At 44.6% G+C, this 24,255-nt stretch carries 23 protein-coding genes and 1 riboswitch; of the genes, 6 read left to right on the top strand and 17 right to left on the bottom strand.

Annotated elements, in window-relative coordinates; genetic code table 11:
• Window positions 1-102: 102 nt before the first annotated feature.
• Window positions 103-203, bottom strand: a riboswitch (glycine riboswitch).
• Window positions 204-727: 524 nt separating this feature from the next.
• Together OO774_RS09025 and OO774_RS09020 are read left to right on the top strand one after the other, a co-directional pair.
• Window positions 728-886, top strand: coding sequence for a hypothetical protein (locus tag OO774_RS09025; RefSeq protein WP_264901706.1), 159 nt, complete (start codon window positions 728-730; stop codon window positions 884-886).
• A gap of 32 nt (window positions 887-918) precedes the next feature.
• Window positions 919-1,653 (top strand): chromosome partitioning protein ParA, encoded by a 735-nt coding sequence (locus OO774_RS09020; protein ID WP_264901704.1) that lies wholly within the window; start codon window positions 919-921, stop codon window positions 1,651-1,653.
• Between the two features lie 74 nt (window positions 1,654-1,727).
• Here the strand turns inward: OO774_RS09020 and OO774_RS09015 are convergent, their stop codons facing one another.
• The 12 genes from OO774_RS09015 to proV all read right to left on the bottom strand — a co-directional run bounded on the left by OO774_RS09015 (window position 1,728) and on the right by proV (window position 14,396).
• Window positions 1,728-2,111 (bottom strand): hypothetical protein, encoded by a 384-nt coding sequence (locus OO774_RS09015; protein ID WP_264901701.1) that lies wholly within the window; start codon window positions 2,109-2,111, stop codon window positions 1,728-1,730.
• 265 nt (window positions 2,112-2,376) lie between these two features.
• On the bottom strand, window positions 2,377-4,320 hold the full coding sequence (locus OO774_RS09010) for an LTA synthase family protein (RefSeq protein ID WP_264901699.1): 1,944 nt from the start codon (window positions 4,318-4,320) through the stop codon (window positions 2,377-2,379).
• A gap of 199 nt (window positions 4,321-4,519) precedes the next feature.
• Window positions 4,520-5,932 carry an ATP-binding protein gene (locus OO774_RS09005; RefSeq protein WP_264901697.1) on the bottom strand — a complete coding sequence of 471 codons (1,413 nt, stop codon included), beginning with the start codon at window positions 5,930-5,932 and terminating at the stop codon, window positions 4,520-4,522.
• Window positions 5,922-6,578: a response regulator gene (locus OO774_RS09000; RefSeq protein ID WP_264901695.1), complete on the bottom strand. Its 657-nt coding sequence runs from the start codon at window positions 6,576-6,578 to the stop codon at window positions 5,922-5,924. The genes OO774_RS09005 and OO774_RS09000 overlap by 11 nt, the downstream gene beginning before the upstream one ends.
• A 3-nt stretch (window positions 6,579-6,581) precedes the next feature.
• Window positions 6,582-7,217: a hypothetical protein gene (locus tag OO774_RS08995; protein WP_264901694.1), complete on the bottom strand. Its 636-nt coding sequence runs from the start codon at window positions 7,215-7,217 to the stop codon at window positions 6,582-6,584.
• Window positions 7,218-7,230: 13 nt separating this feature from the next.
• Entirely contained in the window at window positions 7,231-8,025 is a 795-nt protein-coding gene (locus tag OO774_RS08990; RefSeq protein ID WP_264901692.1) for an SDR family oxidoreductase, read from the bottom strand.
• Between the two features lie 8 nt (window positions 8,026-8,033).
• Complete coding sequence (locus tag OO774_RS08985; RefSeq protein ID WP_264901690.1) at window positions 8,034-8,717, bottom strand: iron-containing redox enzyme family protein; 684 nt, start codon at window positions 8,715-8,717, stop codon at window positions 8,034-8,036.
• Window positions 8,718-8,727: 10 nt separating this feature from the next.
• The gene (locus OO774_RS08980; RefSeq protein ID WP_264901688.1) at window positions 8,728-10,263 is read right to left on the bottom strand and encodes an AMP-binding protein; all 1,536 of its coding nucleotides are present in this window, start codon (window positions 10,261-10,263) and stop codon (window positions 8,728-8,730) included.
• Window positions 10,264-10,270: 7 nt separating this feature from the next.
• A complete protein-coding gene (locus OO774_RS08975) occupies window positions 10,271-10,882 on the bottom strand; it encodes a thermostable hemolysin (RefSeq protein ID WP_264901686.1) in 612 nt (203 codons plus the stop codon).
• Window positions 10,883-11,124: 242 nt separating this feature from the next.
• Window positions 11,125-12,132 (bottom strand): glycine betaine/L-proline ABC transporter substrate-binding protein ProX, encoded by a 1,008-nt coding sequence (gene proX, locus OO774_RS08970; RefSeq protein WP_264901685.1) that lies wholly within the window; start codon window positions 12,130-12,132, stop codon window positions 11,125-11,127.
• On the bottom strand, window positions 12,125-13,204 hold the full coding sequence (proW, locus tag OO774_RS08965; protein WP_264901683.1) for a glycine betaine/L-proline ABC transporter permease ProW: 1,080 nt from the start codon (window positions 13,202-13,204) through the stop codon (window positions 12,125-12,127). The genes proX and proW overlap by 8 nt, the downstream gene beginning before the upstream one ends.
• Window positions 13,205-13,208: 4 nt before the next feature.
• A complete protein-coding gene (gene proV / locus OO774_RS08960; protein WP_264901680.1) occupies window positions 13,209-14,396 on the bottom strand; it encodes a glycine betaine/L-proline ABC transporter ATP-binding protein ProV in 1,188 nt (395 codons plus the stop codon).
• A 703-nt stretch (window positions 14,397-15,099) separates the two neighbouring features.
• Here proV and ectA point away from each other — a divergent pair.
• From ectA to OO774_RS08940, 4 genes are all read left to right on the top strand, one after another.
• Window positions 15,100-15,633 (top strand): diaminobutyrate acetyltransferase, encoded by a 534-nt coding sequence (ectA, locus tag OO774_RS08955; RefSeq protein WP_264901678.1) that lies wholly within the window; start codon window positions 15,100-15,102, stop codon window positions 15,631-15,633.
• Window positions 15,634-15,668: 35 nt separating this feature from the next.
• Complete coding sequence (ectB, locus tag OO774_RS08950) at window positions 15,669-16,934, top strand: diaminobutyrate--2-oxoglutarate transaminase (protein WP_264901676.1); 1,266 nt, start codon at window positions 15,669-15,671, stop codon at window positions 16,932-16,934.
• A 15-nt stretch (window positions 16,935-16,949) separates the two neighbouring features.
• The gene (locus OO774_RS08945) at window positions 16,950-17,336 is read left to right on the top strand and encodes an ectoine synthase (protein ID WP_020336355.1); all 387 of its coding nucleotides are present in this window, start codon (window positions 16,950-16,952) and stop codon (window positions 17,334-17,336) included.
• A gap of 92 nt (window positions 17,337-17,428) precedes the next feature.
• The gene (locus OO774_RS08940) at window positions 17,429-18,853 is read left to right on the top strand and encodes an aspartate kinase (protein ID WP_264901673.1); all 1,425 of its coding nucleotides are present in this window, start codon (window positions 17,429-17,431) and stop codon (window positions 18,851-18,853) included.
• 58 nt (window positions 18,854-18,911) lie between these two features.
• Here OO774_RS08940 and OO774_RS08935 read toward each other — a convergent pair whose 3' ends face one another.
• From OO774_RS08935 to OO774_RS08915, 5 genes are all read right to left on the bottom strand, one after another.
• Window positions 18,912-20,057 carry an ABC transporter permease gene (locus tag OO774_RS08935; RefSeq protein WP_264901671.1) on the bottom strand — a complete coding sequence of 382 codons (1,146 nt, stop codon included), beginning with the start codon at window positions 20,055-20,057 and terminating at the stop codon, window positions 18,912-18,914.
• On the bottom strand, window positions 20,054-21,214 hold the full coding sequence (locus OO774_RS08930) for an ABC transporter permease (RefSeq protein ID WP_264901669.1): 1,161 nt from the start codon (window positions 21,212-21,214) through the stop codon (window positions 20,054-20,056). Before OO774_RS08930 ends, OO774_RS08935 begins: the two co-directional genes overlap by 4 nt.
• Window positions 21,215-21,235: 21 nt before the next feature.
• On the bottom strand, window positions 21,236-22,216 hold the full coding sequence (locus OO774_RS08925) for an efflux RND transporter periplasmic adaptor subunit (RefSeq protein ID WP_264901668.1): 981 nt from the start codon (window positions 22,214-22,216) through the stop codon (window positions 21,236-21,238).
• Window positions 22,217-22,219: 3 nt separating this feature from the next.
• On the bottom strand, window positions 22,220-23,635 hold the full coding sequence (locus OO774_RS08920) for a TolC family protein (RefSeq protein WP_264901666.1): 1,416 nt from the start codon (window positions 23,633-23,635) through the stop codon (window positions 22,220-22,222).
• A 131-nt stretch (window positions 23,636-23,766) separates the two neighbouring features.
• Window positions 23,767-23,994 (bottom strand): hypothetical protein, encoded by a 228-nt coding sequence (locus OO774_RS08915; protein ID WP_014231956.1) that lies wholly within the window; start codon window positions 23,992-23,994, stop codon window positions 23,767-23,769.
• Window positions 23,995-24,255 lie beyond the last annotated feature (261 nt).

The raw sequence follows: 24,255 nt of genomic DNA, 5'->3' as shown, positions 1-24,255 counted from the left end.
AAAAACAACTAATAAGGAGAAGAGGGAAAGGGCGAGATACAAGATCTCTAATAGAACTAAGCTATTTAAAAGACGGGAACGCCAAATAGTTAGGTTACAACTTTCCACTCCTCTGTCCTTTTGCCTGAGAGTTTCACCCTGTGTATGACACAGGACTTGCTCCTTCGGCGACCGATCAAACGGTTCTCTCCAGAGGTTCCTCCAACTACAGTCCCCGCTACCTAGGTAGCACCTGAAATAGTTAATTCTTCGGCGAGTTATGCTAACCAAATGTTAAATATTGGTTGGTAACTACTCTCCTGCAGTCTTCTTCGGAACAATTACTCAATTATGTGAGTAAAGGTTAGTTAATGATGCTGGTCACCATTAACGTGAGAACTCTATCATGTTTTTTGACCATTTCAACACCCAATGCGGATTTATTTTTCAAATAATTATTCGCAAAGAGCGCTTCTAATCATGAGTAGCCAGTCGTTTTGCGCTATACATCGTATAAACTGCACTATTTTGCAGAGTAATGCTGACAGAATATTCCATAGCGTCAGGGAATGGTTATTCTGTGACTCTAGGTAAGTAGTTCAATTAAGACCACAAAATTGATCAAAACACCCGCACTCACTTTAAAATCTACGTTATGTTGACGTTGAGGAATAAATAAATAGGTTACAATAAACTTTTGTGGTTTTAGCCGTAGAGAGACAAAACCACAATCGGACAAGGAGGCTGTATGACCAGATTGTTAGCCATAGCGGTTTTGATTGCGTTAGCGTTTGTGCTATTTCGTTATCGAACCAATGAAAAAGTCCAAAAAGCGACCATCATTATTTTGATAGGCGCATTCCTGATTTACACCGCATCGATAATGGTCGCGGAACTGATTCGCTAGCAAAATAACAAGATTCCTTGGAGTAATATACGGTGAGTTCTCAGAATAACAGTGAAGAACATGAAGACGTGGTTGTGATAGAACAGCGTGACAAGCGCACTCAGGTTTATATCGCAATTGCTGCGGTCTTAGGCTTAGCTGTGGGTGGCTTAGTTGGTTCAGTTTTGACCGCAAACAAATGGGAATCGACTTACCAAGTCTTAGAAGAAAAATACCAGGCACTTGCTCAGGACAAAACGCAGCTAGTCTCGCAAGTGAAAGTCCGTGAAGAAGGCTTGGATAAAGAAGTCGAAGACAAAGTAACAGCACTTCTTGCAGAACAAGAAGCCGAGCATCAAAAAGAGTTGCAAGCGCTCCAATCGCAATTGACCGAAGTTGAAAAGGTTAACCTGTCACTTGAGTCACAGGTGAAGCAGCAGAACGACAAGATTAGTTCCACTAAATCCGAGAACGAAAAACTGACTCGCCAGAGTGGTATACAGGCGACAATGCTTGAGCGTTCGCGCGAAGTCTTCCAAAAAGAGCTTAAAGTCTCACAAGAGTTAGAGTCCTTAGAAAAAGAGCGTGAAAGTTTGCTGCCGAAAATTAGCAAGCTAAAGAAAGAGTGCGATGTGTACTTAGAAGGCAAATCTTGGGATGTGAAATCTGATGCGTGTAATAAACATGACGAGGCCACATCACGATTAAGTCAGATTGATCAACTTATTGAAGTTCATAAAATGGACTTAAAACAGATCAAAGAAATGAGTGAAGATATGGGGTTATAAGCCGATCTGACAACTCTATATCACAGAGAAAGGAGCACTGAGCGCTCCTTTTTTTGATCCGGCTGAAATGTTAATTAAATGCGTGACGCGTCGTAGCCAGATGCCAGTAGCAGCTCTCTTTCACGTTTAATTAATTGTGCACGATCTTCAATTAATTCGTTTAACGCCAGGGATGGTTTACTCGCGAAAGTTTTGAACTCAGAGAAAGTTGTCGCCTTTTCAATCTCATCGATCATACTGCTGATGACATTACGAGCTTCACAAGGGTTATCGTCAGTTTTGAAGTATTCAACTTGTTGTGCGGCAGTTTTCATTTCTGCAAGCAGTTCAAGAGGGCTACTATCCTTCGCCACTGCCATGTAGTTATCAAGCACGCGTTTTGCGTACAGGAGTTCTGTTAGTGGGATATCTCGTCCGCTTTCGATCAGGGACTCGCTAAGGATCATACTTGAGCTCATTGCCATTCCTTTTTTGTCTTCTACACAGCTGTTGGTTTTCACTTGAGTCTAATTTATTGAAGTCCTAATGGGAATGGCTGAATGGAAATTAAAATGATATTTTTAGTCTTTTATAGTGAATAATAATGCACTTTGAGTTTCGTGCATAAAAAATGTTGTTTTTCTATACGCCCTATACTCGTCATGTTGAAAAGCTGACTACATTTTAAATGTACAAAGAGGAGCGAAATAGCTCCCCTTTGAAACAATGTTACCCAAGATACGTCTAGTATTGGGAAGTGTACCAACCGTATTTATACGCTTTGGATGCAAACAGCGCATTTGCTTTTGCTCTTTCAACAATAGATGCGTCAACATCCATCGGCTTCATTGTCTGGTTCTCAAAGTTGTATGACAACGTGGTCACTTTTTCTCCAGGAGAAAACACGACGAGGTTATCTCGCGTTAGGTAACCGAAGTTTTTGTCGTACTGCATCATAGCGCGTTCGTCTTCTCGTGCTAACGGCTTGGTCAGATCGCGTCCAATCATCGGGCTTTTGGCATCAACGCCAATCAGCGAAAGCAGTGTTGGTGGCATGTCGATGTTGTTAGAAATCCGATTGTCTTTTCGAGGCTCAATCCCTTTACCGATGATTAATGCAGGGATATGGAAGTGTTTTACTGGTACCAAGTTAGCACCCGATACACGAGCATCATGGTCGGCGATCACGATAAATATGGTGTCATCCCAGTAGCCAGATTTCTTTGCTTTTTCAAAGAAGGTGCCAAGCGCGTAATCTGAATACTTCACGGCATTGTTACGCGTCATGTAGTTCTCGTCATACTGCTCAATTTTACCTTGAGGGTATTCGTACGGGCTGTGGTTACTTGATGTGAACACTAAGCTGAAAAATGGTTTGTCATCCTTAGACAGCCGTTCAAACTCTTCATCAGCTTTGTTGTATAGGTCTTCGTCACTTACGCCCCATGACCCAACGAAGCCGGGGTTTCGGTAATCTTTTTCTTCAACAATTTGTTCAAAACCATTACCAAAGAAGAAGGTCTTCATGTTGTCGAAGTTTGCCTCACCGCCATAGATAAACTGGGTGTGGTAACCTTGATTTTTCAACAAATCTGCAATGGTAAAGAAGCCGGTTTGGCTTTTGCTCAATTTCACAACCGAACGTGAAGGGGATGGTGGAAAACCAGTCGTCACCGCTTCAATGCCTCGTACTGATCGCGTACCCGTGGCGTACATTTGGGTAAATAACCAGCCTTCCTCTGTTAATTTGTCCAGATTTGGTGTCAATGGGAGGCCACCTAAAGCGCCCACAAACTGCGTACCCAAACTTTCTTGCAACAGGATAACTAAATTTTTAGGTTTTCCTTTGTAAGTCGCAGCATTGTGATTCATTGTTGGCAATAGTTCAGGGTTAAAATCCGACTTCTTCGACGATCCACGAACAATCTCCAGCATTTTTTGGCTATCCATCTTGCCGTAAAACTGCTCAGCACTCTTTTCCGATTTCATATTGTTGACGGCAAACAGCAGTGAGTATGAGGAGTTGAGGGTCAAATCGTTCAAGAGAGGATCGCTAGAGAAGGCAACCATCGCTGGGTTGAGAGGACGGTGACCAAGAGAAGAGCGTGCGCCTGCGACACCAATAAGTACAACCAGAATCGCCAACAAAGGACGCCACTTCCAGTTGATCTGCTGTGCAGAATCAGTCAGTTTTCTACTCCATTTCCAACCTAAAATGAGAGTGATAGCCGTACCAGCTGCCCCAATGAACAGGTCTAGTTTATATCCTGTCCAGAGCATGCTCATGACTTCTTTAGGATAAATTAAGTATTCGACGAACAGGCGGTTAGGGCGTAGGTCATACTCTTGAATGAACGGTGCGGTGGCTAACTCCATGTAGACCAAAATCCAAAGGCCTGCGACCATCCACAGGCGTAGTATCCATTTCCAGCCATTACCTATTTTTCCGCTTAAAGGTAGCAGCGCAGAGAGAAGAGCAGGGAGAATAAATAACCAACACAATGTGGCGACATCAACTCGTACGCCCTGGCTGAGAATATAGATTAAATCTTGAACTGATTCGATTCGGTCAGATTGCCAAAAGAGTAATAATATTCGTGAAAGAGATAAAAAAGTGATTGAAAATAAAGAAAAAACAGCAATTGGCTGTAGTGGTCCAAAAACGGCTCGATGAAAGTTACTTCTCATATTTACTTATTTGATAGATTTAATAATTGTGCGTTGCAACGTTATCACGCAGGGTGTGAAATAAACGTGAAACATAATCCTTATCTATCGGTCATGGGAGAAGTATTTTGGCTTTTGCTGGGGAATGCGACGGGCGTCACTGATAATTAGGTCAATAACCGCGCAGGCTATGTGCAACTTGGCGCGGGTGGTTGGTTTGTTAGGTACTAGGGAATGAGATCACAAATGTATTCATCCCGTTTTCCCGAGGAGTAACCTCAATAGTGGCATTGTGCAGCAATGCAATGTCTTTGCAAATTGACATACCGAGACCAGCACCATCACCGGTTTCTGAACGACCACGATAAAATTGCTCAAAAATTCTTTCACGAGTTTCTTGTGGGATTTCTGGTCCTGTATCGGATACTGATACTTTGATGGCATTCCGATTCTGTGAAACTTGCACTTGGATTTCACTCTTCGCGCCAGAATATCGAATGGCGTTGTCGATCAGGTTACGGAAAAGAACACCAAGTAATATCGGATCGCCTGACAACTGAACGTCAGCTGAGAATAGGCTGATGTCTTGCTCTTGTCTCAATGCTAACGGGGCCAGTTCGGCAACTACCGTTTGTAGCAGAGGAGTCAACTCAACAGTATTAAAGGCACGCTCTGAGAGACTGTCTACTTTCGCTAAGGTAAGCAGTTGATGAATCAGGCGATCCGTGCGTTTTATACCTTTGAGGATATTCTCTAAATCACCGCGTTGCTGGTCAGGGTCATTACTTTGCAGTGCATTCTCCGCGTTTAGACGGAGTATTGTGAGCGGCGTTTTTAGTTCGTGGGCTGCGGCGCGAGTAAAGCGCTTTTCACGTAGCCAAGCTTGTTCAAGTTCAGACAGCAATGTGTTTAGCGCTGCAACCAAAGGATCCAGTTCGACGGTGTTATCTTTAACATGAATTCGGTCCAGACGATGTACATTTCTTTGTGTGATAGCGCTGCGGAGTTCGTTAATTGGGCGAAAGTAACGCTGAATCAACCAGATTAACAGGAGCAATAACGTTGGGATCAGCAATATCTGTTCAATTAATGTCGACAGAGCAATTTCACGAATGATCTCTTGTCTTATTTTCTGTTTCTCAGCGACTACGACATATTCATTGTTATGGATAGTATGCGGGAAAGAGAGCTGGAAGGTTCTCCACGCTGTGCTGTTTACTTTAATGTCAAAGTAGCCGTTGTTATTTGATGAAGACGAAAGCGGAGGTAGGCTGGGGGACGAACTCCAAATGAGTTCATCATTCCTGAAAAACTGGAACACGAGGTTTTGCTCGTAGGGATGGCCGAATGTTGTGGCTTCATCACGACCTCCTTTGGCTAATTGCTCGATGTTCTCCATCCATTGCTGGAATAATTCTCTATGGTTAGTAAGCGTGCTCTCTTCCTTCGATACTGAAAGGGTGAGGAACATCAATTTTGCGGATTGCCCGAGCCTTGCATCATAGACCTCTTCCACTTCATGCTTGGCAGATTGAAAGCTGAAAAATAACGATATCAGCAGCAGCGTTGAGACTAGGATAGAAACGGAGATGGTAAGCTGACGTTTAAGAGAGTATGGCTTGTTACTTTTCAAGAATGTACCCCACACCACGAATATTTTTAATGACTACTTTCGGCGCTTTTTTTCGTAAGTTATGTATGTGTACTTCAATGGCGTTGTCACTCGCACCTTCATCCCAGCCGTGCAGAAATTGCTGCAATTGCTCTTTGCTTTGTACTCGCCCTGCATTAGTGATCAAACTCGTTAGAATTTTAAATTCGTTGCGGGTGAGTTTCAGTGGCACACCGTCATAACGAATATTCTGTTCAGACAGAGAAAGTGATAATAATCCAACTTGAATAAGTTCATCAGCACTTCCAGATTGGCGTCGAATCACGACACGCAATCTGGCGAGTAATTCTTCAAGAGCAAAGGGTTTTCCGAGGTAATCATCTGCGCCGCTGTCCAGGCCTTGAACACGATCGCGGATGTCATCTCTTGCCGTGAGTATCATCACTGGTAGCTTATACCCACTTTTTCGAACATTACGTAGCACCTCTAATCCATCTATATCGGGTAAGGTGAGGTCTAAAATAACAGCAGTGAATGCTTCTGTTTTTAGCGCGCTAGTCACCGCAGCCCCTTTTTCCAGCCAGTCTACGGTATATCCATGGCGACTGAGAGAAGTCACCATAGATTGTCCGAGTAGCTTGTCATCTTCTACCAGTAATAAGCGCATAAATTATTTTAGTCTCCCTAGCGTTGCTTCAATTTCCTGTTTTCTGCCTTTATCCGCTAAAGGTCGGTCAGGTCGAGGAGAGGCTTTCATCGCTTGAGTCAGATACACTTTTGCTTCTTGATCTCGTCCTTCCTCTGCAAGGAAATCACCGTAAAAATAGTTCGGATCGATACCGTTTGGGTTGATCTCTAAAGCTTTTTTCAACATTTGTTCTGCTTTATCATCATCACCAAAGCCAATTGGCCATCCGGGAACCTTATAATACAGCGAACCTAGGCTGGTGTAAGCTGATCCACCCAGAGTTTCTGGCGAGGTTTTAATGACTTGCTCAAGCAGAGACTTGGCTTCTTTGGCTAAAGACAGTGCACCCAAGCCACCTTTAGCGCCAGCAAGAGACGCTTTATTGATAGCCAGCCAAACGGTCAGCTCTGGGTTACCTGGTTCTCTGTCCAAGTAAATACTGGTTTTGGCAATCGCACGGTTAAAGCAATATTCTTTTTCATCACCGCTAGGCGTGCTGTACTGGCATTCTGCCCATTTCTTTTGCACATCTTGGAGTGGGGTGTTTCCTGCCAACGCCGCGGTTGAGGCTAACGCTGAACATACAGTTAATGTGCATAGGATTTGTTTGGTATTCATCGTTTCTGTCCTTTTAATGGCTAACGCGGTTTACGTACTGATGGATGGTTTCTTGCTGTTTTCTAATCGCCGATGAAACGACGGTGGGTAGCAGTTGATTAATGCGAGCAAACAGCTTTTCGGGCCAGCCGATCCATTTCGCTGAAATCTCTTTCTCCAGCATGGTAACGACATGTTCGGCGACCACCTGTGGTGAATCGGTTTTGTTCCCTAGTTTCTGGTTCAGTTCATTAACGGTATCGCTGTTTAATGAGGTCTCGGTGGCTCTGGGCGCTAGGTACAAAGCCCGAATGCCAGTCGCAAACAACTCACGATCCAGCGCTTCAGTGAAACGGTGCAGTCCCGCTTTTGCCGCGCAATAAGAGGTGTAACCTGGATAACCAATAGAGCCGAATGTGGAACCAATGTTGAGGATAATACCCGGTTGTTTTAGCCAGGAGAGTGCAGACTGGCAAAGCAGTATAGGTGCGACCAAGTTGAGTTGAATATCCGCTTCAATCTGTGTCGGACGTTTTTGACTTAATAAAGAGAAGTCGTTACATCCGGCGTTATTGATTAGCGCATCCACTTTTTGTTTTTGTCGGGCTAGTTCTCGTACGGCATTCAGCCCATCGGTAGTGGTAATGTCTGCGACTAACACGTCGTGGGATTCTGGATTGACTAGCGAAGCCTTCAGCGCGTTTAGCTTTTCTTCATTTCTTGCAACTAAAATCAATGTCGCACCGCGATTGGCTAACTCGGTCGCAATAGACTGACCAATCCCACCAGTTGCGCCAGTGAGTAGAATTTTGCTGTCTTTGATGTTCATTGTTTACCTCACGCTGCTTGCTGATTCGAGTAAGGTGGTAATGCTCTAAGCATCTGGCCATAAAGAGAAAACACCATGTTTGCTGAGTCGATGATGACTTGCTGATCTTCCTCTTTGGTGATTTTGTTCATCAAAGACTCAAAAAACTGCAGGTGATCCTGATCCAACATGCTATGGGAAACGAGATAGGTCATTGCAGAAGGAGGAAGGCCCAGCACAGACTGGATTTTTTCTGCCATCTGCCCGCCGATGCCAACACTTGTACCCTCAAGAACCCAAACCATGCCAAACAGGGCTAATGGGTTATTTCGATCAATGTTGTGGTAGAGGTAAGACACCATCAACTCGATTGCTTGTCCGACTCGGCCTTCTTCCTGATTGTTGCGCACAGCGTCGGTGTTACCGCCACAGGCTTGGATATCATTGAGAATCCATTCTTGGTGGCCTTTCTCTTCCTCAATATATTCAGCAATGGCTTCACGAACCCATTCATACTCAGAAGATAGTCTGCCTCCGCAAGCCATCAGTAGTGGCACGGTGTGTTTAACGTGATGATAAGCCTGCGTAAGAAAGGCAATATACATCTGCTTAGAAATTTGACCTTGTTGCACGTCAGCAATCACTGGTGCACTAAGCATAACTTTTTGAGCTGTCGAAGTTTGTTGTTTTAGTTGTTCGAAAAAAAGGGTCATAACCTTCTCCTTAAGATGCGATGGGCTGCGGTAAAGGCAGGTCAAGTTTTTGAACCTTTTGACCTTGCAGCATGAATTCTGGATTCGTATTCGTGATTAGTTGATTAACGCTGTGTTCGATTTCACTGCGTTTGAGTTTGCCGTTTTCGGTGTACCAACTTGTGATGGCTCTAGGGTTATTGATGACCAGCAAAGTCTGGATTCGCGCGTAATCAGGCAGCGTGCTGTTTAACGCAGAAACTTTTTCTACCAGGTTATCGCTGCTGGCGACAATGGCGCACAACGCAAGCCGTCCGTCACCAGTGACAATGAGCGGAACATTAGGCAGAAATGCCAATGCTTCAGACTCAATCCACTCAGGTGACACATTTCGCCCATAAGCGGTGACGATAAGGTTCTTCTTGCGACCAGATAAGGTGACAAACCCTTGTTCATCAAGCTGCGCTAAGTCGCCCGTTGCGAGCCATTCTTGGCTAAAAGGTTCATTTAAATAGCCCAGCGCGATGTTGCCCTTAACATGCAGTTCGCCATCTTCTGCGATACGGATTTGTGTATGTGGTAGTGGTTTTCCACACGTCCCCGCTTTGAAAGACAAAGGCGTGTTTAAACAAACGACCGAGCCACATTCCGATAAGCCGTAGCCTTCAAATGCGGGAATGTTCAGCGCGTGAGCCGCGTTAATCAGAGATGACGACACTCTTGCTCCTCCAACGGCGACAAATTTCAGCGAAGCAGCAAGATCTGGCTGCTGTCTGACAATATGGATAAGCGCGAGCAACAGCGCAGGAGTGAGTACTAAGCTGTCTGGCTTAATCTCTGCTAACACCTTGGCAAACAATCCCGCGTCGAACTGACTGGAGCCCAACAAACCGGTTTTTCCACCAGGCAGAATATAGGAAGTCGCGCCCAATAAAAGTGGTACATAAATCCCTGTAATGTTTTCCAGCAATGTCGATAGAGGAAGTAAAACCAAATGTGATTTGGCTAAACCGTCAACACTTTTTGCTAGCGATTGAGCCACTTGGCAGAGATGGTCATTACTTAAACAGACACCTTTTGGCTGACCTGTTGAACCTGACGTGAAGGTGATTTTCCCGGTTCCTGCCAGATAAGAAGTGGGGCCTTGCGCTTTTATGCGTAAGACATTCAAGCCAGCGACTTTGGTGCTTGTATTCTGGTTCGCTTGAGGCTCGATAGATGCTGGAAGTGAAACGTCTTGCCAGGAGCCAATCAGTGCGTCTACGCGAGACTCTTTTAACGTGTGCGCCACTTGTGCGTTAGAAAAGAAAGTAGGAATAGGGACAACGACGATATTCGCTGCCATTGCCGCCAAATCGATAATGGCCCAGTTCACGCTGTTCTCAGCACGTAGTGCTAGTGCTTCTATATCCAGAGCCTTCAATAATTCGGCGGTCTGTTCTATTTCCTCCTGCATTTCAGCATACGTAAATTGAACGCTTTGTCCCTGTCCATCGGTACCAACAAGTGCAATGTGATTGGGTTTTGTGCTAGCCAACTGGTTAAGAGTATCGAAAAGAATATTCATATTTTACCTACGCTTGTTTGCTTATGCGTTCATGGACCAAACGAAGACGCTCTAACCCTTTGAGCAAGTTTCCAGCGAGCACACGCGGTTGATGATCGTAGTAAGAACCCCAAGTCGACAGTGAATCCGGAACCTTGTTTGGATCGGCTTGAGCAAGGGTTTGTGGTTCTAATCCAAGACGAGCCATCATGGCGTGAAGAGGATCTGTCGCGGTGAAAATGCACCACTCAAAGCCGAGATCTACCAGCATTTGAGCGATCAGGTAAAAGTGCAGGGCAGACATGCCTTTCGCAAATGAGGCAAGGTGTCCAAACTCAACCAGATTGGATCGTTTTACGTCACACTGAAAAACGGTTGAGACAAGGTTTTGCGCTTCGTCCTCTAAATATTGTTCGAGAAACAGAGGCTCTTGCTCTGCAATACGAAACCCACAAACTGAAATAATATTGTCGTTATCGATGAGCGTTAAATACGCAGGCATGAAAACTTTAAGTTCGGCAAAAAATGCTTCTTGATAACGCAGAGAAACATGCTCGATCACATCATGCCAAAGAGGATGAGTAGGGCTTACGATGTCTAAAGTAAAACCCTGAATAGAAGTCTGTTCATGTTTTTTCATTAGCGCTTCCATTTGTTGTTTAGTCACCAACAAAATAAAACGCGAAACTTAAGAAACTCTTAAGGAATGAAATTTAGCTGAATTTTATCTTAGAAATGCAGTTTCAGTGGCTTAGAAGAAGTAGGGAGTGGCATGTTGAGGCTGGAAAGGTCAAAAAATAAGAGCCAGTTGGATCAACCAATGGCTCTTATTATCGTGATTTGTGCTGTTAGATAGCACTCAAAAAGTCGTTATCTGATGGTTTACATCGCCGCTTTCTTAGCTTCGGCTACCCAGCCATCGAACATTTTTTGGTGCGCTTTAATCCAGCCGTTAACATGAGACTCGATATCCGCGGTACTGTTTTTACCTTGGCTCATCATCATGTTTTGTGCACTCACGTCATTAATGTTGAGCTTCATGATTTCAAACAGCTTAGCAGCCGCTGGGTTCTTCTCTGTAAACTCTTTATTCGCAACGATGCGCATAGAGTTCATTTCGAAACCGTAGTTCTTACCGTTTGGCAGGGTAGTGTCGATATCGTCACGCTCGCCAGGAAGTGAAGAGAATGGTACTTCTAACCAAACGACGTCTTTACCCGGAACTAACACACCACTCACCCAGTATGGTGTCCAAGTGTAGTAAAGAATTGGGTCGCCTTTTTTGTAACGAGAAATGGTGTCCGCGATAATCGCTGCATAGTTACCTTGGTTGTGTGTGACAGTGTCACGAAGATTGAAAGTATCCAGTTGATGTTCAACCACCATTTCACAACCCCAACCTGGGTTGCAACCCGTTAGATCGGCTTTGCCGTCACCGTTGGCATCAAACAGTTTTGCCAGTTTTGGATCTTTTAGCTGGCCGATATTGGTAATGTTGTATTTTTCGGCGGTTTTCTTGTCGATCAAGTAACCTTGAGCCGCACCGCTAACGTACTGGCCTTTGCGATAGAATTTGTCGTCACCACCAGACATGGTGTACTTGTCGGCGTGAAGAGGGAACCAGCCAACAGCTAGGAACGTCGCATCGCCTTTAGCAATGGAAGTGTAACCAACGTTGTAGTCCACTTCTTTGGTCGGTTTGACGTCGTAGCCAAGCTCTTCCAACGCACGATTCACGATTAAGGTTTGAAACGTCTCTTCTGCTACGGTTGATTGTACTGGTTGAACAGTCACACCTTCACCTGGTAGATCCGCTGCAATACCACTTGTCGAAAAAGCAATGGTACTTAGTGCCCCAATTGAAAGGGTTGTCTTCCATGAACTATTCATTCGTTTTTCTCCTAAGTTTTTTATCGTCTTGGTTCGTTTTCAGTTTTAATAGGTATGAAACAGGACCTGTGTGATACCAGCGCAGCTTGGTATTACCTGCATTTACGCCTAAAACCTGAGTGATTCGGTCTAACAGAATTGCGAGGATTACGATCCCGATACCACCAACGGCTGCTAGGCCCATATCAAGTCGCCCGATACCACGCAGTACCATTTGGCCCAAACCTCCAACAGCAATCATGGAGGCAATCACCACCATAGAGAGCGAAAGCATCAGAGTTTGGTTTACACCCGCCATGATGGTTGGCAGTGCCAACGGCAACTGGATGCGATAGAGCATCTGTTTTTTGCTTGCCCCGAAAGAGTGACCTGCTTCGATCAGCTCTTCTGGCACTTGTTGAATGCCCAGAATGGTCAAACGAACAACGGGCGGAAGCGCGAAAATAATCGTAACCACAACACCAGGCACATTACCGATACCGAACAGCATAACGATAGGTACCAGATAAACGAACGCAGGCGTGGTTTGCATGGCATCTAAGATTGGCCTAACAAATTTTGCTGCGGTGTTACTTCTTGCTAGCCATATTCCTAACGGCAACCCGATTAACAAACAGAAGAATACTGCTGTTAATACCAGAGCCAGTGTTGTCATCGCTTGTGACCACGCGCCAATCAATCCGATGAGTATGAGAGATAAAGCAGTCGAGACACCCAGCTTGAAGTTAGAGAATTGCCACGCGAGTAGAAACAGAACCAGTACCATAATTGGTGCTGGCGTTGACACTAGTGTGGTTTCAAACGAGGTCAAAATAAAGTCAATAGGAACTCGAATCGCCTGAAAAACCGGGCGACCGTGTTCCACTAACCAGTTTAACCCTGTTTCTACCCAGTCATCGAGGGGAAGTACGGCTTCCTCAAATGGGTTCATGATATCGAACGGTGCATGTTCAACGGTTTCTGAGCTGAGCCAGTCATTATTGGTGGCTGCGTCCGAAGTTTGACCCCAGGGATCATCTTGCGCAGGAGCAGGCTGTGCCCATGGATCGTTATTTGTTTCTTCTGATGACATTGCCTTACTCCTTGTCTAGTGTTTGCAGAAGACGAGATTTCGTCACGACGCCAAAGTAAGTACCTTGTTCATCGACAACAGGTACGGCATAAGGAACGTCTGCAACCACGCCCAAAATATCGTTAATCGATTGGTGTGGTTGGAGCGTGACATCGTTCTCTAGCTGTGCACTGGCCAAAGAGCGATTCTCTTTATGCGCTGAACGTAATGATTCGAGCGAAACAATGCCGGAGTAGCGGCTGGATTTATCGATGACAATACCGTATTCACGATCATGGTCCATGAGTATCTGCATTGCAGATCCCGGACCGTCGTTATCCGATTTTTTAAACACGGCTGCTGGCTTTTTACGAGCGATATCTTTAACCGTCAAAACACTGGCTATGTTTACGCCGCGGAAGAACGCTTCCACATAGTCGTTAGCCGGGTTGTGAAGGATTTCATCCGGTGTACCAACTTGAACAACCGCACCATTTTGCATGATCGCAATTCGGTCACCGATTCGCATCGCTTCGTCAAGATCGTGAGAAATGAACACGATTGTTCGCTTATCGTCGTTCTGTAAACGTATAAGCTCATCTTGCATTTCAGTTCGAATTAATGGGTCAAGGGCTGAGAACGCCTCGTCCATCAAAAGGATATCAGGGTCACAGGCAAGAGCTCTTGCTAAGCCTACACGTTGCTTCATACCGCCCGACAGTTCATCCGGAAATGACTCAGCGTAAGTATCTAACCCTACTCGTTCAAGAGCGGAAAGCGCACTGGCATGCCGTTTTTCCACACTAACGCCAGCTAATTCAAGGCCAAACGCTGCGTTTTCAATCACCGTCATATGTGGCATCAGTGCGAAGCTTTGGAAAACCATTGAGATGTTGTTACGACGGACTTCTCTTAGTTCGTCTTCAGAGATGTGGGCAATGTCTTTACCTTTAAGGAAAACACTCCCTTTGGTTGGTTCAATCAGTCTGTTTAGGAGACGGACAAGAGTGGATTTACCTGAGCCAGAAAGGCCCATAATTACAAAAATTTCACCTTCGTTAATGGTAAGAGAAACATCGTTTACACCGACAGTTAAACCAGTTTGCTCAAAAATGTTGTCTTTATCGACACCTTTGTCGATAAGTGAGAAAGCACGTTCTGGGTTTTCACCAAACACTTTATAAAGTCCCTTAACTTCCAGTATGGGGTCCATGTAATCGTCCTTTTTTGTGTCTAACGTTTTGTACTCTAATTAATTTTTGAAAAAATATCAACGAACTAGGTGTAAATATGATTTTGGTTCCAACTGTATTGAGCTTATTGCTAGTAACGCGCCTTGGGTTATTTTGTTGTTTAAAAACAGAATGTTAATGTGTTTATTTTGCCTTTTGTTTGGCCGTTAACGCAAGCGTAAATTAAGTTTGAAGTTTATGAGACATTTTTATGTAGATATTGTGTCTACATCGTAACCAGTTTTTGAGATCTATCACCCTGACCTTAAATTTAGAGGTCAAATGTTTAGATGCCAAATTGATGGTGTGAAGGTCAGAGTTGAGATGCATTCTTAGGAGAATTGTTTGAAAGATTGGATTAATTGCTCAGCAAAAAACGAGTTTGATTGCTTTTTTGCGTTGAAGTGGTCAAAAAGCACGCCTTAATTCATTGGTAGGCTTTATGTTCTCTCGAAAAGTAGGACATGTACAAAATTATATTTGCTAATTTGTGCTTTTCCGCGCCATTAACAGCTTCTGGAGAAGATTAGAACTCAAATATTTTAATATATGGTTAATTGGTTATAAAGTGTGATCTATATCACATAAATGCGGTTATAATCTGCGAATATTTGATTTTTGGTGGCGAGAGGTGCCCATAATAATAGCGAAATTAATTAGACCTCAAAGGATATGAATTTTCACATGATCACATCAGCACCTTGGGTCCTCTATCCAGAAATTGAAGAGGAAACAAGAAACAAATGGATTTTTCGTGAACCTAAGATCTCTGATGGTGACGACATCTACAGCTTAATTGCAGACTGTCCACCGTTAGATATGAATTCTTCTTATTGCAATTTCCTTCAGTCAACACATTTTAGTAAAACCAGTATTCTGGTTGAAAGCAATAAAGATATCGCCGGTTTCATATCGGGCTATCAGAAACCAGATGAACCAGAAGTGTTATTTGTCTGGCAGGTTGCAGTTTCACCTCGTTACAGAGGTCACGGTTTAGCGTTTCGCATGTTAAAAGAACTTCTTACCAGAGAAGGTCTGAGTAGCGTGAAAATGGTAGAAACGACTATCACGGAAGACAACAAAGCCTCTTGGGCGTTATTCAAAAAGTTAGATGCGATGAACGGCAATTCTGGCCAAGTAAGCACATTTTTGGATGAAGAAGCCCACTTTAAAGGCAAACACGATACAGAGTACTTGTATCGCATTCCCCTAAAATAATCCTCTAACTATAGGAATTAAAAAACGGTCTTATCATGGATATTTTCAAAAAGCAGGAATCCAACGTACGCTCATATTCAAACAATTTTCCAGTCGTATTTCGCAAAGCGAAAGGCTGCTGGCTGGAAACAGAACAGGGCGAACGCTATTTAGACTTCCTTGCTGGAGCGGGATCTCTAAATTACGGCCATAACAACCCTGTACTTAAGCAAGCATTACTTGAGTACATTGAAATGGACGGTATTACACATGGTCTAGACATGCACTCAGAAGCGAAAGCAACGTTTCTTGAAGCTCTGGACAACTACATTCTTAAGCCAAGAAAACTGGATTACAAAGTTCAGTTCACTGGGCCTACTGGTACTAACGCTGTTGAGGCAGCACTTAAGCTGGCTAAAAAAGTAACGGGCCGTAGTAGCATTGTCGCTTTCACCAATGGTTTCCACGGCTGTACAGCTGGCGCATTGGCAGCAACAGGTAACCAGCACCATAGACAAGGTAATGGTTCTAGCCTTCACAACGTGTCTCGTATTCCGTTTGAAGGTTACGCAGGCGTTGATGGTCTGGCGCTGTTTGAAACCATGCTAAACGACAACTCTGCTGGTATGGACAAGCCTGCCGCTGTACTTCTTGAAACGGTACAGGGTGAGGGTGGCTTGAATGTCGCTTCAAACGAGTGGCTACAACGTCTAAGCAAAATTTGTAAAGCAAACGACATCCTTATGATTGTCGATGATATTCAGGCTGGTTGTGGACGTACGGGTACGTTCTTTAGCTTTGAGCCATCAGGTATTCAGCCAGATATCGTAACCTTGTCGAAATCTATTGGTGGTTATGGTTTACCAATGGCGGTTGTGCTGCTTAAACCTGAGCTTGACCAATGGAAACCAGGCGAGCACAACGGTACATTCCGTGGCAACAACCATGCATTTATTACTGCCGCTAAAGCGCTGGAAATTTACTGGGCGAACGACGACTTTGAAACACACATTAAGCAGTGTTCAGAAAGTGTAAGTGGCGTTATTGAGCGTTGTGTACGTCGATTCCCACAAATGTTCGTGCAGAAAAAAGGTCGCGGCATGATGGTTGGTATCGAGTGTAACAGCGGTGACCTGGCATCAGAAATTGCCAAATCGTGTTTTGAAAGTGGCATGGTTATCGAGACTGCTGGCCCTGACGACGAAGTGGTTAAATTCTTCTGTCCACTAACGATTAGTGAATCAGAGCTGGATCAAGGACTAAGCATTTTTGAAAATGCAGTAGAAACTATTGCTGCGAAACACTTCAAACAAGCATCTTAATAAGGAAAATTAATAATGATCGTTAGAACACTCGAAGAGTGTCGCAACAGTGAGCGACGTGTAGTTTCAGATACTTGGGAAAGTGTCCGTATGTTGTTGAAAGACGACAAGATGGGCTTCTCTTTCCATATCACAACTATCTACGAAGGTACGGAAACGCACATCCACTACAAAAACCACTTAGAGTCAGTTTTCTGTATGAGTGGTGAAGGCGAGATTGAAGTAGTAGGCGGTGAAACCTACCCAATCAAACCAGGTACACTGTACATTCTGGATAAAAACGACGAGCACTACCTCAGAGCATATAAAAACAAAGAAATGGTAATGGCGTGCGTATTCAACCCACCTATCACAGGTGCGGAAGTACACGATGAGAACGGCGTGTACCCTCTTGTTGACTAAAACTAAATAGTCACTGTGAGGTGGGTTTCCACCTCACATTTCAATTCTCTCTTCGTTATTACTTTTAAGTTACCAATCAAAAAAGGCTTAACATGACTTTTACCGTAGAAAAAATCGGCGGTACTTCAATGACAGCATTTGATGCTGTTCTAGACAATATTATTCTTCGTCCCAAGACACCATACAACCGAGTTTTTGTTGTATCGGCTTACGGTGGTATGACTGACGCGCTATTAGAATGTAAAAAAACCAGCAAAGCGGGCGTTTACCAACTGGTTGCTAAGCGCGACGACAAATGGGAAGAAGCATTGGCATACGTAGAAAACCGTATGTTACTGACCAACGAAAATATTTTCGCCGATCCAATGAATCGAATGCGAGCGGATAAGTTCATTCGATCTCGTATCTCAGAAGCAAAAAACTGTATCGCTAATATCCTAGAGACTTGTCAGTACGGCCAGTTTTCACTGCGCCACTACTTGCCTCAAATTCGCGAGTTTCTTTCTTCTATTGGCGAAGCGCACAGTGCTTACAATACCGCACTGAAACTGAAAAATATGGGTATTAACGCTAAGTTCGTTGATTTATCAGGTTGGGATACCACAGAGCCGAGAACGCTCGATGAATCGATTAGTGAAGCGTTTGCAGACATCGATGTCACAAAAGAACTGCCTATTGTTACTGGTTATGCATATTGTAAAGAAGGCTTAATGCATACTTATGACCGAGGCTACAGTGAGATGACGTTCAGCCGAGTCGCTTCGATCACTAAAGCGAATTTAGCGATCATCCATAAGGAATATCACTTAAGTTCTGCTGACCCACGCGTTGTTGGCCCTGAAAAAGTATTGCCAATTGGCAGCACTAACTACGATGTGGCTGACCAGTTAGCTAACCTGGGAATGGAAGCGATCCACCCTAATGCTGCTGCGGGTTTGCGCGAAAGTGGTATCGAACTGCAAATTAAAAACACATTTGAACCTGAACATGAAGGTACTTTGATTTCTTCTGGTTACCGTCCAGAGGAAGACAAAGTAGAGATCATTGCGGGTAAGCAGAAAGTGTTTGCATTACATCTGTTTGACCAAGCCATGGTTGGTAAAGTAGACAACGTGAGTTATGAGTTGATGGAAATCATCTTTGATGCCCATGTGACATTGGTTGGTAAAGAAATGAACGCCAACTCGATTACTTACTACCTGGGCGGCAATGCGGACAGCCTGAATAAAGTTCTGTATAAAGCGGAAAAACGTTACCCGAAAGCATCAATCAAAGGCCGTATGGTCGCGTTGATCTCGGCGATTGGTTCTCAGATCGACACCAACAAAACCTTGGCGAAAGGTGTACTGGCGCTAATGAATAATGGTGTTACTCCAGTTGCTCTACACTCATCACTACGAAATGTTAACGTACAATTTGTTGTGGGTGATAAAGAGTATCAGCGAGCAATTTGTGCACTGCACGATGAGTTCTTCGAGCCAGTAGAAAACGCTGAATCAATAGAAGACGTTGCGTAAGTCAACTACTCAATAAGACGTGATACAAAGGGAGCCTTTTTAGGCTCCTTTGTTGTTTCTAACTTTCAGTCACGACGGGCGCTGAATGGCGTCTAGCTATCCAATACGCGATACCCCCCCAGAACACTGTTAGCAGCCAAAGGGCAGTCCAGTGTTTAGCCACTTGCTGCCATGTTGCACCCATCTGGTTTAAAGCAAGAAAGCCCTTGATTGCCCAGGTACTTGGGCTCAAATCTGCTATCCAAAGTAGGGGGGCAGGAATGGATTCTACTGGCCAAATGAAACCGGCAAGGAAGATAAGTGGCATTGAGCTGACCAATACGACTAAGGTGACCAGTTCTCTGCGTGGTAAAAGGTAACCGAGCCAAAAACCCAAACCACAGCAGCTCAACAGAAACGGAACCAGCAAGGAAAGCAGTTCAGTTGCCTGAGCGATGTGATTAACGCTTAACCTTTCAAAGCTGGCACCAAAATAATACGTACTAAGCAGGAAATAAATCGCGACAAAGATAAGCGTCCTTACCAGCAGTAATGAAGGCGTTGTTACTTGTGACCAGTAACCTCGACCATGTCGCTGTGATCCCGTTTGCAACCCAACCGCCATGATCAACGTTTGTTGTAGAATCAGCACGAACACCGCAGGTACCACGTACTCGATATAACCCATGGTGGGGTTAAAGGTCGGTTTCATATTAAGTTTTATCGCCGAGTAGTTGTGGCTGGCCATACTCAAAGGCACACCTTCAATCACTAGCTTACTGACTTTTACCTGCGCACCTAGCGTCCCGCCAGCTTGCGCTAAACCTTCTACGACTGTGCCATATACCAAAAAGTAAGAAGCGTCCGCGGCATAGGCAAGAGTTGGGCTTTTACCTAACATCAAATCTTTATAAAAGTGCTCGGGAATGACTAAAAAACCGGTGATGTCGCGGTTCAAAAAGGCTTGTTTGGCCTCTTCGATGGTATGTAGCCTGGATACAATTTTTACCTGAGGTGTCGCATCTACCATACGCTCTAATTTCAGACTGGTCTGGCTGCCATCCAAATTAACAACTGTAATCGGCTGCTCTCGTGGGGTTTGCTGGGTATAGGGCAGTGGGTATAGGAATGAATAAAATATCACACCACCGAAGACGGTTAGTGTGACGACAGGGTTGGTAAAAACTGAGCGAATTTCCGCTTTAATCAGTTGCCAGAGCGTCATGCGATCTCCTGATTAAGGCTTGTGGCATTTCGGTGTTTGTGAATTAACGTAGCAGTGAGTAGCAACGGCACGATGTAACCGATCATTGTCCAAAGTGAGCTCAGAGATTGAGCCGCTGGCGCACCGTAGCTTGCCTGGCCTACTTGAACTTCAATGTAATGGCTGATTGGCAATAGAGAGCGCCAGGCTGTAGCAAGCGTGCTCATGTCTGTGACTGGAAAAGTAATGCCCATAAAGGCAAAACTTGGCGCAGTAAACGCACCAGCGAAACTCATCGCGCGAGCGGGATCCATGGACAGAAAGAAAAACAGAGCACCCATAATAATACAGGCGATAACCGTCACCAGTTGCGCCAGTAATATAACTACTACGTTGCCTTCCATTGGCCAGTTAAGCAGAGCATAAAACCAGTAGAGGTAAAGGGCGCCTTGGATCATAAATACAGGAATGTAATGGCTTAGAATTGACGCCAGTCGTAAGCAAGGTTTTTCGCCGAGAAACTCGAACTTATTTTTACTGCCATAGATACGAAAATGAGCAGCAAGAATTAAAATCGTACTTACTACGATGCAAATCTGCCAGATAGCGGGCACGATAGCCGTAACCAGAAACTGTGCATAGTTGGTATTGCGATTAAAAAGCGCAGTAATTTGTGTCGAAACAGGCACGGCCTGCCCGATAGCAGCAAGCGAAGTGATATTGCCTTTGGCGAGATTACCCATGGTTTGCACCTGAGCATCAAAATAGCCTTGCGCTTGTGCAACGGCCGAGTTTATTAACTTCGCTACCAGAATATATTGGCTGTTGAAGAAAACAGACAGCTGAGGCTGACGATGCTGCAAAATATCTTGATCGAATTGAGGAGGAATGACTGCGTAAGCGTAAATACCACCTTCAATCATGGCATTTTTTGCATCGGTGGTACTGGTGTAATGGTAATCCACGGACAAAGTCGAAGAAGTATCTAAGGACTGAATCAGCTTACGTGAAAGCTGCGAGTGCTGCATGTCCACGATACCGATGGGCAAATCGCGGGCGATACCAGCAGAGAAGACTCCCCAAATCGTTAGAGCAAGTAGGATGGGCACCCAAGTAAGGCAGGATGCCAACCATTTATCACGTCGTATTATATGGCGTTGTGAAATCTGAATCGTCATAACGTTAACCTAAGGCCGTGTTCAGAGTTCAACCACAACACTCATGCCCATACGCAAGTTAGACTCTTGCTGGACTGGCCTCGCTTCGACTTCAAAAGTACGTAAATCAAATCCTTGAGCAGAATCCGTTGCACGCCAAGTCGCGAAGTCGCCCATAACCGCAACATGCGTGACTTTAAATTCTACTTTCTTATCCAAAGCGGGTAAGTAAGCCTGAAAGGTTGCCCCTTCATTGAAATACTTCAGAAGATCTTCCCGTACATTGAGTGTTGCCCACGCGTCTTGGGTATCGATAACCGTAACGACAGGAAAACCTTGTGGTGCAAGTTCTCCACTTTGCAGTAGAACCTGAGACACTTCGCCATTAAACCAGCTGTGTATTTGCGTGTCTTTGGCGTAAGCTTCCACCTCAGCAACCGCACCAGACGCCATGCGCGCTTTTTCTGCCGCTGCGACTTTGGTTTCACTGCGAGCACCTTCTTTCGCCATCTCATACATTTGGAAAGCCGCGCTTTCTGTGTATTTAGCTGCCTGCCATTGAGTTAATGCCTCGTCGCGTTTCTGTTCAGCAACGACACCATCTCTGTACAGGTTATTAACTCGGTTATAGGTTTTTTCCATGAGATTAGCGGCGGCTTGCGCTTTTAACCATTGATCTTTAGCGGCTTGGATCTGCTGTTCACGAGCCCCTTTTTCTGCCTCTTGTGCCAAGGCATCTGCGGCTTTCTCGCCCGCTTTGGCTTGTTCTAATTTTGCTGCGATTTCTGGACTGTGAAGCGTGAAAATTAGCTGGCCTTTTTCAATGTCATCCCCTTTACGGACCATGACTTGATCAATACGACCTGGCACCTTTGAGGAAATGCTGTATTGCTGTGCCTCAATCATGCCTTGCAGACGAACCGGCTCTGGCTGATAAGCCTTATAAAACTGAAAGCCAACCCAAGCGGTAACTCCTACAGCGCAAAGTGATAATAAAATGGGTTTTAATGATTTTGCTACCATGGTTTATCGCACCTCTTTAGACGGTAAAGCTGGGGTATAGGCGGTGTTTTTATACTGTTGGAAACTATCGATTTCGCTACTTAAAGCCAATAACTTGGTCAAAGAGATCAGATAGCGGAATCTCGCTGCCGAACGTTGCGTTTCTATATTGGCGACATAGAGCTGCGCATCAACAACATCGAGCGAAGAAGACAGGCCTTGGGTAAACGCTTTTTCACGCAGAAGCAGATTTTCGTTTGCAAGCGCGATACTGGATTCTAACCCTTGCACTTCATCAATGGCTTGTTGAGCTTCCAGATAGGTTTTCTGAACCAATAGTGATAAGTCTTGTTTCGCCTGAGATTTCAATGCGTCGACTCGCGAAACCATACTTTGTGCCGCTTTGGTCTTTTCGCTCCGGCCAGTTGATTCAATCAATGGGACACTCACGCCAACGCCGACCAACCAATCGGGTTTCATTTGGCTTGCGAGAGAGTCGTCTTCATATAGGGTGTAGTCACCGTACAAAAAGACTTCGGGATAGTACTTGCCTTTTTCCGCTTTGATTAAACTTCGAGCTTGTTTGTCTTTAGCATCGAGAAGATCCAAACCAGGGTAGGTGTGTAATGTTTGCTCAATAAAGGCATTGAGTGGCGGAAGGCTCGTGTTGATAAATAACGTTTCTGCTGGCTCAACAGATTGCTCTTGGGCGAGAATTTTTCCCAACGCGGCTTCAGCAATGGTGAGATCACTCAAGGCTTTGCGAGTCTCAACCGAGGCTTTATCTAATGACGCTTCAGCTTGCAAGCGTTCCACTCGGGCAATTTGTCCTTGCTCTTCCAGTTTAATCGCGAAGTCGCGGTGTTTTCTCAGCCCTTGTTCTACGGCTTGACGAGTGGCCAGAACTTCTTTGGCTAGCACAACTGAAAAATAGTACTTCGACAGATCCTCAAAACGCGCTTGCTGTTCCATCGCGAGTTGGCTTTTTGCTTCGTCAGTTTTTCCTTCAGCAGCAGTCTGCGCGGCAGAAATACGACCGCCAGTAAAAATAGGCCAGATTGCGCGAATAGAAGAAGAAAAAATATCACGCTCAGTAATGGTCGACGTGGTGTTCGCTAGCGTACCCAGAATGTTTTGAAAGGCAGGTGGAACCGCGATCTCAGCACCTGTGCTGTCGAAAATCTGCTTGCCAGAAAGGGTGATGTCGGTATCTAAGCGAGTGTAGTTTGCGCCAAGAGAAACTTGCGGCAAATTAAGGTTGCCTGTTGCTTTCTCCTGATATTGATAACTTTCAACATTCGAGCGTTGTGCTTTGAGAGAATAGTTGTTTTCTAATAGCAGTTGCCATGCACTATCTAGGGTAATAGGAGTGGAATGACAGGCGAAAGAAATCGAGCTACTGATGAGAGTAAGTACCCAAAACTTTCCAGTTTGTTTCATAGTGGCTGCTTTATTGTAGAGTATTAGCTCTAATATAGAGGAATAATCGTTCGATGTTAAGTGGTTAAAGCGAGAAAAGCGGGCTACAACGGCGTCTGAATAGTGCTTACAGACGCCAACTTAGCATAACTTTATTTTTGGTACGGGCAGTGGAACTCAGCTCTCCACTCTAACTGGCGAGAGCCACACATTGTATTCAATAGATCCTTTCCACTCATCTGAGGGAATGACAGCAGCACTTTAAGTTCTGACGCGCTACCTCCATTTTTCTCATAAGCACGGACATGCGTGAAAGTTGAATACATATTTTCTGACAACATGGCCTTATTAAGACAAATTCCAAAATTATCACGTTCCATTTTTAAGTGTTCCTTCTAACTATAAATACACCTCTGTTTATGGTTTTTTAGTACTCAGAGGGTGTCTAACTATTTGTCATATCGCAGTAGTTCTTGTGATGAATTTTTATTCGAATTTACTGACAATGATGTTGAGCTCTTTATAGACTTCCGGTTTCACTGCTTTTTAAATGAGAGGCTCTGTTCGGTCTCCCTGACTAAAAATTATACGCTTGAAAGTATGAAGACGCTTTAAAAATCGCCTAAATTGGCGTGATCGAA

Origin of the sequence: Vibrio sp. STUT-A11 (assembly GCF_026000435.1) — a bacterium.
GTDB lineage: Bacteria > Pseudomonadota > Gammaproteobacteria > Enterobacterales > Vibrionaceae > Vibrio.
This window is presented reverse-complemented; position numbering and strand designations above follow the sequence as displayed.

What these genes read in the sequence shown, in the direction of transcription:
- OO774_RS09025 (WP_264901706.1), top strand. Translation starts at nt 728, where the DNA reads ATGACCAGATTGTTAGCCATAGCGGTTTTGATTGCGTTAGCGTTTGTG.
- OO774_RS09015 (WP_264901701.1), bottom strand. Translation starts at nt 2,111, where the DNA reads ATGAGCTCAAGTATGATCCTTAGCGAGTCCCTGATCGAAAGCGGACGA.
- OO774_RS09010 (WP_264901699.1), bottom strand. Translation starts at nt 4,320, where the DNA reads ATGAGAAGTAACTTTCATCGAGCCGTTTTTGGACCACTACAGCCAATT.
- OO774_RS09000 (WP_264901695.1), bottom strand. Translation starts at nt 6,578, where the DNA reads ATGCGCTTATTACTGGTAGAAGATGACAAGCTACTCGGACAATCTATG.
- OO774_RS08995 (WP_264901694.1), bottom strand. Translation starts at nt 7,217, where the DNA reads ATGAATACCAAACAAATCCTATGCACATTAACTGTATGTTCAGCGTTA.
- OO774_RS08990 (WP_264901692.1), bottom strand. Translation starts at nt 8,025, where the DNA reads ATGAACATCAAAGACAGCAAAATTCTACTCACTGGCGCAACTGGTGGG.
- OO774_RS08985 (WP_264901690.1), bottom strand. Translation starts at nt 8,717, where the DNA reads ATGACCCTTTTTTTCGAACAACTAAAACAACAAACTTCGACAGCTCAA.
- OO774_RS08980 (WP_264901688.1), bottom strand. Translation starts at nt 10,263, where the DNA reads ATGAATATTCTTTTCGATACTCTTAACCAGTTGGCTAGCACAAAACCC.
- OO774_RS08975 (WP_264901686.1), bottom strand. Translation starts at nt 10,882, where the DNA reads ATGAAAAAACATGAACAGACTTCTATTCAGGGTTTTACTTTAGACATC.
- proX (WP_264901685.1), bottom strand. Translation starts at nt 12,132, where the DNA reads ATGAATAGTTCATGGAAGACAACCCTTTCAATTGGGGCACTAAGTACC.
- proW (WP_264901683.1), bottom strand. Translation starts at nt 13,204, where the DNA reads ATGTCATCAGAAGAAACAAATAACGATCCATGGGCACAGCCTGCTCCT.
- proV (WP_264901680.1), bottom strand. Translation starts at nt 14,396, where the DNA reads ATGGACCCCATACTGGAAGTTAAGGGACTTTATAAAGTGTTTGGTGAA.
- ectA (WP_264901678.1), top strand. Translation starts at nt 15,100, where the DNA reads ATGATCACATCAGCACCTTGGGTCCTCTATCCAGAAATTGAAGAGGAA.
- ectB (WP_264901676.1), top strand. Translation starts at nt 15,669, where the DNA reads ATGGATATTTTCAAAAAGCAGGAATCCAACGTACGCTCATATTCAAAC.
- OO774_RS08945 (WP_020336355.1), top strand. Translation starts at nt 16,950, where the DNA reads ATGATCGTTAGAACACTCGAAGAGTGTCGCAACAGTGAGCGACGTGTA.
- OO774_RS08940 (WP_264901673.1), top strand. Translation starts at nt 17,429, where the DNA reads ATGACTTTTACCGTAGAAAAAATCGGCGGTACTTCAATGACAGCATTT.
- OO774_RS08935 (WP_264901671.1), bottom strand. Translation starts at nt 20,057, where the DNA reads ATGACGCTCTGGCAACTGATTAAAGCGGAAATTCGCTCAGTTTTTACC.
- OO774_RS08930 (WP_264901669.1), bottom strand. Translation starts at nt 21,214, where the DNA reads ATGACGATTCAGATTTCACAACGCCATATAATACGACGTGATAAATGG.
- OO774_RS08925 (WP_264901668.1), bottom strand. Translation starts at nt 22,216, where the DNA reads ATGGTAGCAAAATCATTAAAACCCATTTTATTATCACTTTGCGCTGTA.
- OO774_RS08920 (WP_264901666.1), bottom strand. Translation starts at nt 23,635, where the DNA reads ATGAAACAAACTGGAAAGTTTTGGGTACTTACTCTCATCAGTAGCTCG.
- OO774_RS08915 (WP_014231956.1), bottom strand. Translation starts at nt 23,994, where the DNA reads ATGGAACGTGATAATTTTGGAATTTGTCTTAATAAGGCCATGTTGTCA.